Source organism: Pseudomonadota bacterium (assembly GCA_016711215.1).
Classification (GTDB): domain Bacteria; phylum Myxococcota_A; class Polyangia.
This window is the reverse complement of the sequence record JADJTL010000001.1, coordinates 163,309-176,758: the sequence shown is the minus strand read 5'-3', so window position 1 is coordinate 176,758 and position 13,450 is coordinate 163,309. Positions and strand designations below refer to the sequence as shown.

14 protein-coding genes are annotated in these 13,450 nt (G+C 68.4%); 5 read left to right on the top strand and 9 right to left on the bottom strand.

The features are described from left to right. Positions 1-22: 22 nt before the first annotated feature. Both IPL40_00685 and IPL40_00680 read right to left on the bottom strand, forming a co-directional pair. The gene (locus tag IPL40_00685) at positions 23-1,762 is read right to left on the bottom strand and encodes an Hsp70 family protein (GenBank protein MBK8479684.1); all 1,740 of its coding nucleotides are present in this window, start codon (positions 1,760-1,762) and stop codon (positions 23-25) included. 322 nt (positions 1,763-2,084) lie between these two features. Continuing rightward, on the bottom strand, positions 2,085-2,795 hold the full coding sequence (locus IPL40_00680; GenBank protein ID MBK8479683.1) for an FAD-dependent oxidoreductase: 711 nt from the start codon (positions 2,793-2,795) through the stop codon (positions 2,085-2,087). Here IPL40_00680 and IPL40_00675 point away from each other — a divergent pair. After that, complete coding sequence (locus IPL40_00675; protein MBK8479682.1) at positions 2,794-5,490, top strand: DEAD/DEAH box helicase; 2,697 nt, start codon at positions 2,794-2,796, stop codon at positions 5,488-5,490. The two genes, IPL40_00680 and IPL40_00675, sit on opposite strands and share 2 nt — an antisense overlap. 123 nt (positions 5,491-5,613) lie before the next feature. On the opposite strand, the gene IPL40_00670 is transcribed toward IPL40_00675, so the two are convergent. Further along, the gene (locus tag IPL40_00670; GenBank protein MBK8479681.1) at positions 5,614-6,276 is read right to left on the bottom strand and encodes a hypothetical protein; all 663 of its coding nucleotides are present in this window, start codon (positions 6,274-6,276) and stop codon (positions 5,614-5,616) included. 434 nt (positions 6,277-6,710) lie between these two features. Between IPL40_00670 and IPL40_00665 the strand changes: the two genes are divergently transcribed. The 4 genes from IPL40_00665 (at position 6,711) to IPL40_00650 (ending at position 9,793) form a co-directional block, all read left to right on the top strand. Beyond that, positions 6,711-7,535 carry a hypothetical protein gene (locus IPL40_00665; GenBank protein MBK8479680.1) on the top strand — a complete coding sequence of 275 codons (825 nt, stop codon included), beginning with the start codon at positions 6,711-6,713 and terminating at the stop codon, positions 7,533-7,535. A 258-nt stretch (positions 7,536-7,793) separates the two neighbouring features. Beyond that, the gene (locus IPL40_00660; protein ID MBK8479679.1) at positions 7,794-8,486 is read left to right on the top strand and encodes a hypothetical protein; all 693 of its coding nucleotides are present in this window, start codon (positions 7,794-7,796) and stop codon (positions 8,484-8,486) included. A gap of 50 nt (positions 8,487-8,536) precedes the next feature. Beyond that, positions 8,537-8,941, top strand: a complete 405-nt coding sequence (locus IPL40_00655) for a hypothetical protein (GenBank protein MBK8479678.1) — start codon at positions 8,537-8,539, stop codon at positions 8,939-8,941. 171 nt (positions 8,942-9,112) lie between these two features. Further along, positions 9,113-9,793 carry a hypothetical protein gene (locus IPL40_00650; GenBank protein ID MBK8479677.1) on the top strand — a complete coding sequence of 227 codons (681 nt, stop codon included), beginning with the start codon at positions 9,113-9,115 and terminating at the stop codon, positions 9,791-9,793. A gap of 364 nt (positions 9,794-10,157) precedes the next feature. On the opposite strand, the gene IPL40_00645 is transcribed toward IPL40_00650, so the two are convergent. The 6 genes from IPL40_00645 to IPL40_00620 all read right to left on the bottom strand — a co-directional run bounded on the left by IPL40_00645 (position 10,158) and on the right by IPL40_00620 (position 13,303). Next, positions 10,158-10,352 (bottom strand): hypothetical protein, encoded by a 195-nt coding sequence (locus IPL40_00645; GenBank protein MBK8479676.1) that lies wholly within the window; start codon positions 10,350-10,352, stop codon positions 10,158-10,160. Positions 10,353-10,494: 142 nt separating this feature from the next. Then, complete coding sequence (locus IPL40_00640; GenBank protein ID MBK8479675.1) at positions 10,495-10,797, bottom strand: hypothetical protein; 303 nt, start codon at positions 10,795-10,797, stop codon at positions 10,495-10,497. A gap of 434 nt (positions 10,798-11,231) precedes the next feature. Then, the gene (locus IPL40_00635; GenBank protein MBK8479674.1) at positions 11,232-11,435 is read right to left on the bottom strand and encodes a hypothetical protein; all 204 of its coding nucleotides are present in this window, start codon (positions 11,433-11,435) and stop codon (positions 11,232-11,234) included. Then, positions 11,422-11,949 carry a hypothetical protein gene (locus IPL40_00630; protein MBK8479673.1) on the bottom strand — a complete coding sequence of 176 codons (528 nt, stop codon included), beginning with the start codon at positions 11,947-11,949 and terminating at the stop codon, positions 11,422-11,424. The genes IPL40_00635 and IPL40_00630 overlap by 14 nt, the downstream gene beginning before the upstream one ends. 280 nt (positions 11,950-12,229) lie before the next feature. Next, positions 12,230-12,448, bottom strand: a complete 219-nt coding sequence (locus IPL40_00625) for a hypothetical protein (protein MBK8479672.1) — start codon at positions 12,446-12,448, stop codon at positions 12,230-12,232. Positions 12,449-12,538: 90 nt separating this feature from the next. Then, positions 12,539-13,303 (bottom strand): hypothetical protein, encoded by a 765-nt coding sequence (locus tag IPL40_00620; protein ID MBK8479671.1) that lies wholly within the window; start codon positions 13,301-13,303, stop codon positions 12,539-12,541. Between the last annotated feature and the right edge of the window lie 147 nt (positions 13,304-13,450).

Sequence of the window (13,450 nt, the reverse complement as noted above, 5' to 3'; positions counted from 1 at the left end):
GGCGCGCCCGCCGAGCCGACGATCAAGCGCTCGGGGCGGTCAGGGGTCGATCGGCAGCGGCGCCCTGCCGACTGAGCTGCAGCAAGCGACCGTAGATGGCGGCGCCAATCACAATCGCCTGCTCCGGATCGACGAGTAGCGGAAGCTCGCGACCGAAGTAGCGCTGGAGCCGCTCGCGCACCAGCGGCATGCGCGAGACACCCCCGGTGAGCACGACTCGGTCGACCTGCGCTGGCGACACCCCCGCCTCGCGCAGCGCGCCCTCGACGATCTCAAGTGAGCAGGTGACGAGCTCGCCACAGAGCTGCTCGAAGAGCGGGCGGTCGATGGTCGTGACCAGATCGATCGGCCCGCGGACCGAGAGCGCGATCGCGCGCGCCTTGAGCTCGGCGGAGGGCTGAAGACTCAGGCGCCGCTTCGCCACCTCGGCGAGAAAGAGCAGCCGCTGCCATTCCACCTGGCGCTGACGCAGATCGACGTGCCAGCGCTGCCAGAACTCGGTGGCCGCGTGCTGAGCCAGCGCCGTGTCGAAATCGTCGCCCCCCAGCCACGCATCGCCCGCCTGGCTGAGCACCGAGAGCCGCGCGTTGGCCAGCCGGAGCAAGGAGAAGTCGAAGGTCCCTCCGCCGAAGTCGTAGACCGCCAGGAGCTCCTCCTCCTCGCGCCCCACGGCGTAGCTCATCGCCGCCGCCACCGGCTCGTCGACGATGCCGAGCACCTCCAGACCCGCCAGCTCGGCAGCCCGCTGAATCGCCGCACGCTGCGCCGGCGCCGCGAGCGGCGCCGAGAGCAGCACGCGCTCGACGGGCAGACCCGTTGCACGTTCGCCGAGCGCGCGCAGGCAACGAAAGACCTCGCTCGCCACCTGGGTCATGCTGACGCGCTGGCCATAGACATCGACCAGCGTCTCGCCCTCGGCGCCTGCGCCGCAGCGCAGCGGTGAAGACGCCCAGAAGGCCTCCAAGGTCGGATCATCGTAGCGGCGACCGACCAGCCGCTTGATCGAGCTGAGGGTGGTCGCCGGATGCGTCGCGATCCGCTCGCGCGCAGGCCAGCCGACCAGCGGCGGCCCCTCCTCTGGATAGCAAACGACCGAGGGGGTGAGCGTGTTGCCCTCCTGATCCTCGAGCACCACGACCCGCTCACCACGCACGAGGGCGATGCTGCTGTAGGTCGTGCCGAAGTCGATGCCGAAGACGCAGGGCTCCGTGGTCGAAGCCGGGCCCACGGGTGCGGCCTCGGCGCTCGCGGCCAGCGGCGCCTGATCGAACGAGGCCGTCGGCGCCGCTGGCTCGATCAGATGGTGCGCGGTCGTCCATTCTGGTTCGGCGCCAACCCCCAGGGCGCCCAAGGGCACCAGCGTCGCATCGAGGGTGGCGAAGCCCTGCGGGCCGAAGGCATACGCATGCGCCTGGCCCCCCGCCTGCCCGGCCGCGGCCGTCTCGAGCAGGTAGAGGTCGACGGCGTGACGTGCATCGAAGCGCACGCCGATCCCCGCGGCGACCCCCTCGGCCTGCGCCCGCTCCCGCGTAATGGAGTGAATCACCTCGCCGTCGGCCGGAAATACCGTACCGTCTGGCAGCGTGAGCTCGATCTGCAGGCGCGTGCCCGGGAGCGCGTGGCTCGCGGTGCGAATGAACAGGCCCCCGCGGCTGACGTTCTCGGTGCTGAGGCGCTGCACCTCGAGCCAATCGGCGGCGCGGATCGTCACCGCCCACGTCACCGGATAGCGGGGATCGCGGCGTTCTCGCTGATCAGTCATCGGAGGCCCGATTCTCGCAGCAAACCGCGCGAACGCCAAGTTGAGCACCTGTTGAGCACCTGTTGAGCACCTGTTGAGCACCTGTTGAGCACCTGTTGAGCACCTGTTGAGCACCTGTTGAGCACCTGTTGAGCACCTGTTGAGCACCTGTTGAGCACCTGTTGAGCACCTGTTGAGCACCTGTTGAGCACCTGTTGAGCACCTGTTGAGCACCTGTTGAGCACCTGTTGAGCACCTGTTGAGCACCTGTTGAGCACCTGTTGACGGCCCGGCGAGCCCGGCCCGGCGAGCCCGCTTCGCCCGTCCACCGCGACGCCCGCGCTCAGTGGTCGGTGTGGAGCTGCGCGACCGCCAGGCCGCGGCCAAAGAGCTCCGCGCGAAGCTGCAGCACCATCGGGCTATGGCCGCATACATACGCCCGAAACCCGCTGAGAAGCTGCGGCAACCCGTCGAGCAGCGCATCCACGCGGCCAATCCGTCCTTTCCAGTCGTCCTCGGGCTCCGGACGGCTGACCACGGGCCGATAGTGAAAGCGCGCGGCGCTGGACGCCAGGGCGCGCCACTCATCATCGAAGAGCAGCTCCGCGGGACGACGCGCACCCAAGAGCAAGTGGACCTCGCAGTGCCCGACCAGCTCGCGCAATTGCTCGATCATCGCGTGGAAGGGCGCCACCCCGACGCCGGTGGCCACGAGGAGCAGCGGGGCCGCGGCGCGTGGTTCGAGGACGAAGCGACCCACGGGTGCCTGCGTCGGCAGGCAAAGGCCGGGCTCGGCGTGCAGCAACGCCTCCGCCACGCCATGGGCCCGCTGCTGCTTGACGCAGATCGCGTAGCGGCCATCGGCCCGCGGCGGCTCGCAGAGCGAGTACGCGCCAGTCGACACCGCCAAGCCCTCAGTGGCGTGCAACGCGAAGCGCGCATACTGGCCGGGCGAGAAGGCGAGCGCCTGGCCGTCCGCGCGCTCGAACCACAGCCGACGCACCGTCGGTGTAAGCTCTTCCGCACGAACCAGTCGGCTGTCGAAGCTCCGCATGCGCTGCTCCTCGGCGACAACGCAAGCGTCCCCACCAGCGAGGCCTCTCATCGCATACAACGGCGCCAATCGCGAACGCGACCATCGAACCGCCGCCAGGTTGCCGGTCGACGAGCTGCTGCCGGAGCTACTGGCCAGCGCCGGTGCGCGACGCAACGTCATCGTGGTCGCGCCGCCGGGCAGCGGCAAGACCACACGTGTGCCGCCGGCGCTGCTCGAGGCGCCGTGGCTCGAGGGCGGCGTCTTGCTGCTCGAGCCACGGCGCCTGGCCGCGCGGGCCGCCGCCACACGCATCGCCGAGGAGCGCGGTTGGGCGCTGGGCCAGCAGGTCGGCTTTCACGTGCGCTTCGAGCGCCGCTTCCACGCCGCCACCCGCCTGCTGGTCGTCACCGAGGGCATCCTCACCCGGCGGCTGCTCGACGATCCCACGCTCGAGGGCGTCGGGGCCGTCGTGCTCGACGAGTTCCATGAGCGCAGCGTCCACAGCGACCTGGGCCTCGCGCTGCTCAAGGAGGTGCAGCGCGAGCTGCGCCCGGAGCTGCGCCTGATCGTGCTGTCAGCGACCCTGCAGGCCGAGCCCGTGGCGGCCTACCTCGGTGGCTGCCCGATTCTGCGCCTGGCCAGCCAACCGCATGCGCTCGAGACCACCTACCTGCTGGCGCCGGCCCGCGACCCGCTTCCGGCGGTCGCCGCGCGCACGGTGAAGCGGGCGCTGCGCGACGACCCGCACGCCGGCGACGTGCTGGTCTTCTTGGCGGGCGCCGGCGAAATCGCCCGCACCACCGCGCTGCTCACCGAGCTCGGTGATGCCGAGGTCGTCCCCTTACACGGCAGCCTCCCCAGCGCGGCGCAGGACCGCGCGCTGCGCCCCGGCGAGCGACGCCGCGTCGTGCTCAGCACCAACGTCGCGGAGAGCTCCGTGACGGTGGCGGGGGTGCGTACCGTGGTCGACAGCGGCCAGGTGCGGCTGCCACGCCACGATCCGCGCAGCGGCCTCGACCGCCTCGAGCTGACCCGCGTCAGCGCGGCCTCGGCCGACCAGCGCGCCGGTCGCGCCGCGCGTCTGGGTCCCGGGCGCGTCTACCGGCTGTGGACGGCCACCGAGCAGGCCTCCTTGGCGGCGGCCACCACACCCGAGGTGCGTCGCATCGACCTGGCGGCCGTGGCGCTGACGCTGCGCTGCTGGGGCCGCGATCCGCTCGCCTTCGATTGGCTCGAGGCCCCCGACCGCGGCGCGCTCGAGAGCGCCGAGCAGCTCCTCCTGCGCCTCGAGGCCCTCGAGACGCGCGACCACCAGCCCACCGCCCTCGGCCGCGCGCTGCTCGCGCTGCCTCTTCACCCGCGCCTCGGCCGACTGGTCCTGGCCGCCGTGGGCGATGGCTATGCGCGCGAGGGCGCCACGCTGGCGGCGCTGCTCTCCGAGCGCGACCTCCGCGCGCCAGCCGCGCTAACCGGCAGCTCGATGCGCCGCCGCGGCTCTGCCGAACCGACCAGCGCCCGCTCCGACGTGCTCGAGCGCCTCGAGCGCTTCGAGCAGCTCGAGCGCCAGGGCGCGGCCTACGTGTCCGGCGACCCCGGGCTGCCCCGCGACCCCGGCCTGCCCCGCGACCCGACCTTGAACCTCGGCGCCCTGCGCCAGGTGGTGCGCGTGCGCGACGAGCTGCTCGCCCGGCTGCCCTCGATCGCGGGCCCGACCGTCGCGCGCCCCGACCCACCCACCACCGGCGACGACCCGAGCGCCGCGCTGCTGCGGCTCGTGCTCAAGGCCTTCCCCGACCGCGTCGTGCTGCGACGCGAGGGCGAGCGCGACCGCGGGCGGATGGTGGGCGGCCGCGGCGTCGTGCTCGACCCGCGCAGCGTTGTGCGCGACGAGGCGCTCTACGTCGCCGTCGAGGTCGATGGCGCCGGCCGCGAGGCCCGCGTGCTCGTCGCCAGCGCGATCGACGCAGCCTGGCTGCCGACCCGCGACGAGGTGCAGACCGTCTTCGACGAGGCCAGCGAGCGCGTCGTCGCCAGCCGCTGCCAGCTCTACGAAGACCTCTGCCTCCGCCGCACACCGGTCGCCCCGGCGGCCCCACTCGCCGCCGCGCTGCTCGCCGAGCAGGCCGCCCGCGACCCGCGCCGCGCGTTGCAGCCGACGCCCGCGGTGGACGCCTGGCTCGCGCGCCTGCGCTGGCTGCGCCGCGCCCTGCCCGAGCTCGAGCTCCCGGCAGGCGACGACAGCCTGCTCACGCACTGCCTGCCGGCGCTCTGCCACGACAAGGTCAGCTTCGCCGAGCTGCGCCGCGCCGACCTGCCCGGTGTCCTGCGCCAGGCGCTGAGCGCCGAGCAGCGCCGCGCCCTCGACCGCGAGGCGCCCGAGCGCCTGGAGGTCCCCAGCGGGAGGCAGATCACCCTGGCCTACCGCGACGACAAGAGCCCGCCCGCGCTCGCCGTCGCCCTGCAAGACCTCTTCGGCTGCACCCAGACCCCGCGTCTGGCCCGCAAGCGCCAGCCCGTCCTGCTGGAGCTGCTCGCCCCCAATGGCCGCCCCGTCCAACTCACCCAGGATCTCTCCAGCTTCTGGCACAAGGCCTACCCCGAGCTACGCCCGGCCCTAGCCCGCCGCTACCCCAAACACAGCTGGCCCGAAGACCCGCTGAGCGCGCTGCCAGTGGCGCGAGGCCGGCGAAAGGGCGGGCAGCAGAGGACCTGACCTGCGGCGGCCGACGAGCGGGGCTGGCGGCGAGAGAGAGGCGGCGAGAGAGGGGCGGCGAGGGAGGGCGCGCTGGCGCCGCGCAGCTTGCGACGACGCCAACCGAGCAGGAAGGGACCGCGCTCAGCGCGCGAGCACCTCGATCGTGTACTCGACATCCTGCGCGAAGGTGAAGTCCGGGAAGACGGCCGTCGCGGCCACCTTGATCGTGTGACGACCCGGCGAGAGCGGCGGGACGAGCGCGTAGTAGCCATCGCCCACCGAGGGGCTGGGGTTGGGCAGCGGGTCGACCAGCCCGAGCACGTTCCCCGGCGGCAGGGTCACGTGGACGAGCGGTGACACCACGCGGCTGAGCGGCAGACGCCGCCCGTCGACCTTGGCGCTGGCCTCCGTGACGTGGTCGATCAGGTCGACGGCACAGGCGCGCAGCCCGCGCCGCGTCGTCAGCTCGGGCGACTCCGCCGTCGAACACTCGGCATTGATCGCCGGAACCAGCAACGCGACGCCAGGAGGCACGGTGCAGCTCCGACGCGCGGGGCTGCCGTCCAGCGTGCCGCCGAGAAACCACACCGGTCCGCTCTGGCCCACGCCGCAGAGCTTACTGTCGTTCGGATCCGCCAGCGGATTGCTGACCGCCGGAATCGACAGCGCCCACTGCCACCACTGACCGCTCAGACCACTGAGCAGGCCGTGCCCTGGATCGGCGCGCACCTCGCGCGCAGCGAACGCCACGCTGCCGGCGACCAGCACCAGCGAGAGCACAACACCTCGTCTAAAGCGTCTCATCAGTTCCTCCTTGAGTTGCGGAAGCGAGCGGCGATGGTACTCCGCGCACAATCGCGGTCAAGCGTCGTCCTCCGGTCGCCCTCCGGTCTCGGCGCCCGCACGCCCGAAGGCCAGAGGGCGGGGAGGGGAGGCAGCGCCGTCAGCAACACGCGGCGAGGGCTGCACAGCTGGGCGACCGGCGTCTACGACCCGTTACAACGGCTTGTCATCGATGGCGCCCACATCATGCCGCGCCCGGCTGGCGGTCGAGGCGCCGCGAGCGCGGCGAGACCGAAGTTTTTTGTCAGTGGGCCTGGACTGAGCGTACTCCTTTCGCTAGTGGTTGAGAACGACGGCCGTGAATCGAAAAGCCAGATCCCGCCCCGAGTCGCTTTTGGGGGTCGGCCTTGGGTCGCCGCGGAGTAGCAGAAGAGCGCACCTGGAGAGTCTGCCCAATGGACGTTACACAGAGCCTTATTGACGGGTTTAATTGGCTGCTCCGCCAACGCGAGGCCTTCGCCCAATCGGTTGCGGAGCAACAGGCGCGGCAAGTTCTTTTGGAGCTCCCTGATCAGCTGAAGCTGATTTCCAGGCTCCAGGGACCGCCCCAGAACCTCGCTGAATGGCAGCGCCGCGCGGAAGACGCCTGGAAGCACCTGAAGATGAAAGGCATGTTCATGGGCTTCGCTGGACCCTGCGGAGCCGCCGGAGCTGCTGTCGGCGCGAGTCGACTGCGAGCGACCGCATTCCCTCGGTCCGGTGGAGCCGGTGCCCTGGTGGAGCGGGACTTGAGCCGCACACTCCAGCAGGAGATTCACGCCCGCCCCGGCAGTTCCGCGGTTCGGAAGACGTCCAGAGCCAATGCCGATGCGGCGGTCGCGGGATCGGACAGGGTCTACATGGTTCCTTACCTCGGCAATGGGATGAAAGAGACGCTGGGCTTCGTCCAGCTCAAGAACCTCCCAAGCGGCAACCGCGTGGTGCAGGACGTGCTTGAAAATATCAACGAATTTGCCCACGAAGGCTCGTTCACCGTGGCCCAGCGCTCGACCGGCGCGATCGAACTGAGACCCACCACCTGGGCGCCCGGAACCCGCTCCGAGTGGAGCGCCCGTGTAGCCGTGAGTTCCCATCACCCCGACGGGATGATCCTCGAGGTCGGTGGCCCTGGCCATGCACTCGGAAGTAGCTTCAACACCTCGCGGGCGGCCCTCGTGGAGAGCGACTTCAGACGGGTAGTCGAGCTGATTCAAAACGCCGTCGCGATGGCACTCAACTAGCTGGCCGGCGGTCCCTGATGACCCGCCGGCCGCAACCGAACGGGGCGCGGTGGGTACGCGAAGCGCCCGGCGCTCCTTTCTTCTCTCGGCCCCCTGGACACTGCCTGGATCGGCGGCTAGTGGATCTAGAATCCAGTGAACAGCGACGGCTAGGGCGGCAGCGCTGTCGCGCATTCGAGCCCCGTGCTGGAGGGAGCCGTCGGACTCGGGCGCGCCGGGCGTTTCACCGTCGCGCCGGTTCGCCAAAAAGGAGGGGTGATGCCGAAGTGGGCGTCTCAAGCACCGGGCCTTGTCTTGATCAGTGGTGCCGGCGAGTTCGTTTCACGCATTGAGTCTGATCTTGCGGAAATTGCGCGCAGCGCCACTGGTCAAGCCCTGCTGGGGAATCTACGGATCGTCTCCCAGAATCGTTATTGCACGGTCGAGCAGTTCACGCCCGCGCTGCGCGCTCTCTGGAACGTCGGGCCCTCCGACGGCGCGGTCGCATATGTGGTTCCGTCGGCTATCGCGTCCTACGGGGCGGCCAGGAGGAATGAGGCTCTCCTTGTTGGGCCTTCCTGTGGGGGCACCAAGACGATCAGCCGCGATGACTGCAGGCTCATCCGCGACGCACACGCCAACAGGCTCTCGATCTACACGGCATACACGATGGGGCTCAGTGAGGAGCGCAGCGCTTCCGCTCGCGATGGAGTCGCGCCGACGGTGCTCTTCAACCCCTTCGAGTGGCGGAGCGATCCGGTTTCGAGCGATGAGGCGCTCCTTCACGAGTTCATCCATTGCCTGCAGTGCCTTGAGGGTCGCACAGATGTGCTTGCGGATCAGTGGTCGACGCAGCGAAGAGAGGCCTTTTGGAATCCAGCGGAAGAGGAGGCGATGCGATGGCAAAACAGGTACCGCGCTGAGAGAAAGACGAATAGTTACCCCATCGACTACTTCAAACGGCGGATCTGAGCGAGTTCCCCGGGGACGGCGGTTCCGGACGGCGGTTCCCGCAGGACGGAATGCCAATTCCGATGGTTGCTGCTGTGGCGATCGGGACGTGGAATGCGGTTCGGGCGCTCAGCCTCTTAAAAGGCGTCGCCCACGCCGCCAAAATCAACTATGCCCTCCGGGTGGTCGCAGGCGCCGAGGGTTTCGCAGGAGCACGAACACTTCAGCTGACGATTCATGAAGTTAACCACTCCCTGAAGGTGACACGAGCTGGGCAGGTAACCCTGGCGTGCCTAGACGGCGCTGTAGCGACAGAAAGGGCTGTTTCCGCAGCGAGCACACTGCTGAGATACGGCAAAGGCTTCGCAAGCCTGTATCCCGAGACGGCGACCGCGGGCGCAGCCGCGCCCACCATGATGGGCGCCGGCCAGGTTATTCACCGAGGAGTCGGCGTTGCAGCGAAAGTCGTGAAATGACAGCGGCTGACCGGCCAGAGCCGCGGGTCGGGGCCAGTCGACCTTAACCCGCAGCTTTCGAGCGGGATCGCTGGCTTTGCGCGACGGCCCCTCGCTCGGCGACGGGCAGGTACCGCGCGCCTACCAGGTCGCACGGGATGCCGCAGCAGCATGGCGAAGTAGGAGCCCACAGTGAATGCTAAAGGCAAGGCCGGTGTCAGAGTCGTCGCGGTCGTCCTGGGCAAGGACGGCATGGGAAGGGTCTATTTCCTCAACGCCCTGGTAGCCATCGGCGCACTCCCTAAGAACATCGAGGCAATCGCGACGATGAACGCCAGCGGTGATACCGAACGCTTGGTGCGCTGCCTCGAGGCGCCTGTCCCGAGCTGCTGGGCTCCCTACCCCAAGCTCGCTCCGAATATCCGCATGCTCCAAATCAATGGGATTTCGGACCTGTATGCGAGGTTGAAGACAGCGGTCACACCTGCGGAGTTCGTCTCAGAGCTCTATCTGGTCGACCACGCCAAGCCCGGAAGCCAGGGCGCAGGCGAGGATAGGCTCACCCTGAAAGGCGACGTGGACGGCATAGGCTCTGAGCTGCTCCTCACCACCTTGCTCGAGTTCCTCGACCCACAGTCGTCTATCGTCCACCTCGAGGGCTGCAGCGCCGGTAAGGACCAAGCCCTCCTCGCGCGCGTCTCCACAGTCTTGCACGGAACGCGGGTGCGGGGGGCCGACGAAGCTCAGGCGACGGGCCTAGCCCTGACGGGGCAAGACATCGGTCCAGAGGGGAACGTCATGGAAGCGAAGGGCACGGCTGTTCGCAAGGTGCCACCCGGGGAGTTGACTGCACTTCATAGAATACTGCCCTAGACCAAAAACAAGCGACTCCGGCGGTTCCCGACCGCGGTTCCCACCGCACCGCGGTTCCCGACCCGGGTTAATATGACGCGGATAGACTTCGCGTCTCGGAGGTGAGCGGTTCCCGACCCGGGTTAATATGACGCGGATAGACTTCGCGTCTCGGAGCACCTATTCGCCTTGTCATCTTATCGCAAGTATGCGGCCGGACACAAGGGCTCTGAGTCCACACGAACTTGCGTCTCGCCAAAATTCGGCCTTGGCGGCGGGCCACGGGCATGCGTAGTCCGGCCGGTGATTGCGGAACCGCTGCTGGTTGTGACCGCCAGCAGCAGGCGACACTTCACCGCCTGGCGGGTTCTATCCGGTCCCCCGACTAGAGGACCCCCTGGCGAAAGCGCTGCATCAACGCTCGGGCCTGCGGGGTCTGATAGCGCTCGAGGAGGTCGCGCATCTCCTCGAGCCAGCGCAGCTTGTCCGCCGCCGGAACGCCTTTGAAGGTCCGCAGCTGATCGAGGGTGTAGCTGTGGACGAAGCCCTCTGCCGGGCGATAGGCGCTGATCTGGGTCATCGGAGTTCATCGTCGGCACCCATCAGCCGGCGCAGTGCGTCGACATCCGCATAATCCTGTGCCCGCCCTGCGACTGCCTTCATCACCATCAAGTCCTCGACCGCAGCGATGCGCAACTGGAGTGACTCCGCTTGATAGTCACCTACCGCGAGGCGAGCTCGTCGTAGGCAACCGGCGAAGCGAGCAGCACGTCCACCGCATCGAGAGGACGGTCCGGGCGATGAAAGCTGAAGGCCTTCAGCCCTTTCTCCTCACACCATCGACGACGCTCCTCGGGGTCGGCGAGCTGTCGGGCATCCACCGGGGCACGTGGCCGAAATCCGAGACCAAGCAAGACCTCCACCAGCCGCAAGAGGTTGTCACGCTCGAGATCCACGGCGATATCGAGATCCGCCGTGGTCCGTGGCACACCGTGCAGGATCACCGCCACGCCTCCGACGATCACGAAGCGCACCCTTGCCGCCCTCGAGGGCCTGCAGCACGGATTCATAGAAGACCCCTGCCATCGCCGCAGTATAGCCCAAGGACCCCGCCTTCGTGATCAGCCCAGGCCTGTTTGCAGGACCGCAGCCGAAGCCCGACAACCCTCTCCGGCCCAGGACCTGGCCTCCCTGTCCTCCGCGGTTCCCGACCCGGGTTAATATGACGCGGATAGACTTCGCGTCTCGGAGTACCTATTTTCCTTGTCATCTTATCGCAAGTATGCGGCCGGACACAAGGGCTCTGAGTCCACACGAACTTGCGTCTCGCCAAAATTCGGCCTTGGCGGCGGGCCACGGGCATGCGTAGTCCGGCCGGTGATTGCGGAACCGCTGCTGGTTGTGACCGCCAGCAGCAGGCGACACTTCACCGCCTGGCGGGTTCTATCCGGTCCCCCGACTAGAGGACCCCCTGGCGAAAGCGCTGCATCAACGCTCGGGCCTGCGGGGTCTGATAGCGCTCGAGGAGGTCGCGCATCTCCTCGAGCCAGCGCAGCTTGTCCGCCGCCGGAACGCCTTTGAAGGTCCGCAGCTGATCGAGGGTGTAGCTGTGGACGAAGCCCTTGCCGGGCGATAGGCGCTGATCTGGGTCATCGGAGTTCATCGTCGGCACCCATCAGCCGGCGCAGTGCGTCGACATCCGCATAATCCTGTGCCCGCCCTGCGACTGCCTTCATCACCATCAAGTCCTCGACCGCAGCGATGCGCAACTGGAGTGACTCCGCTTGGATAGTCACCGACCGCGAGGCGAGCTCGTCGTAGGCAACCGGCGAAGCGAGCAGCACGTCCACCGCATCGAGAGGACGGTCCGGGCGATGAAAGCTGAAGGCCTTCAGCCCTTTCTCCTCACACCATCGACGACGCTCCTCGGGGTCGGCGAGCTGTCGGGCATCCACCGGGGCACGTGGCCGAAATCCGAGACCAAGCAAGACCTCCACCAGCCGCAAGAGGTTGTCACGCTCGAGATCCACGGCGATATCGAGATCCGCCGTGGTCCGTGGCACACCGTGCAGGATCACCGCCACGCCTCCGACGATCACGAAGCGCACCCTTGCCGCCTCGAGGGCCTGCAGCACGGATTCATAGAAGAGCCCTGCCATCGCCGCAGTATAGCCCAAGGACCCCGCCTTCGTGATCAGCCCAGGCCTGTTTGCAGGACCGCAGCCGAAGCCGGACAACCCTCGCCGGCCCAGGACCTGGCCTCCCTGTCCCGCTGATGTCCGCATACCGGCCCGGTGTCTCCGACCGTCTGTTACCGCTCAGGCTAAATGGGGGGATGTAGTCCGAGTCAACGAGGGCGTTGCGGAAGCGCGGTCGAGGCCGGCGGGGCATGGGCGGCTCGGGCATATTGCCAGGGCGCTGAAGCCACTCTGAGCTGCCGCCAGGCGCTGCCCCCCATCAGCCGCGCTCGCCTGGCGAGCCTCCCGCCCTGGGCGTGGTGTCCGGCTCGCCGAAGCGTTTCGGTATCCGGTAGCGGCAGGAGTAGACCTTGGCCTGGCCCGTCAGCGGGTGGAGCACGAGCACGAGCACGACCAGGGCTTCCCGCACCGCCTCGTCGTACACGCGCAGCCGTGTACGGCGCGCGCTGAGGCCCTTGCGGTCTGCCCTCTTGAGCACTCGAATGGCGTGCTTCGGTTGTTGCCGGTGATGGCCACGAACTCGTCGAGGATGGTTCTCTTCTCTGCCAACGTTACTTGCTCGTACCGCTTAGCGACTGCGCGGAGCAACTCGTCTCGGCCTCCGGACCTGATCTGTTTCCTCATGACACGCTCCTGCCGTCATGCGCGGCCGTAGCATTCTACGTGAGGCAACAGACCCGGCTGGGTAGCATTTCGGCCGAGACAATGCGCCCGTGCAGGCTATCCGCCGAGCGGCGGCGCGGGTTGCCGCCCAGGCCGCGGTTCCGGAGAAGTGGCTCAACGACGCGGTGAAGGGCTTCCTCAGCGCCCGCGACGACTTCGCAGCTATCGCGAGCTCGATCACCTCAAGGGCTTGACCGCCCAGCCCGCGTACCTGCTGGCGATGAAGTGCCTCGCGGCGCGCATTGGCGAGGAGTTCCACGACATCGACGATATCCGCTACCTGTTGCGCGACCTCAACATCGCTCAAGCCGCGCTCGCCCTCCGGCAGCGCCTGCGCAAACGCCACCAGGCGATCCCCCTCTGGTTCGAGGGGCGTGGCCCGGACCTCGCCCAGCGCAGTCGCACCAAGGAGGGCCTCCACAACCGCCACAAGATCGGCATCCTGCTTCTGTGCAACGAGCACGGCTACCCCCTGCGCTGGAGCACCTTGCCGGGTCGCACCCAGGACGGCAAAGCGCTCCACGATCTCGTCGAGACCATCGAGGGCAAGGGTTGGGCGCAGGGCGTGCCCATCGTTTTCGATCGCGCGATGGGTTCGGCGGGCGCGGTCGCGCGATTGTGCAAGAGCGAGCTGCGCTTCCTGACCGCCGTGCGCCGCTCGGAGATCCACAGCTACACCGAGCAGCTTCCGAGCGAGACGCTTCGCGACCTCGGGGGCGCCCAGGACGAGGTGGAGCGCAAGCGTCTCATCACCGAGGCAGGGGCGCGTGTCGGCGCGGCCGGTATGCAGAAGGTCGACGAGCAGCTCTACGTGCCG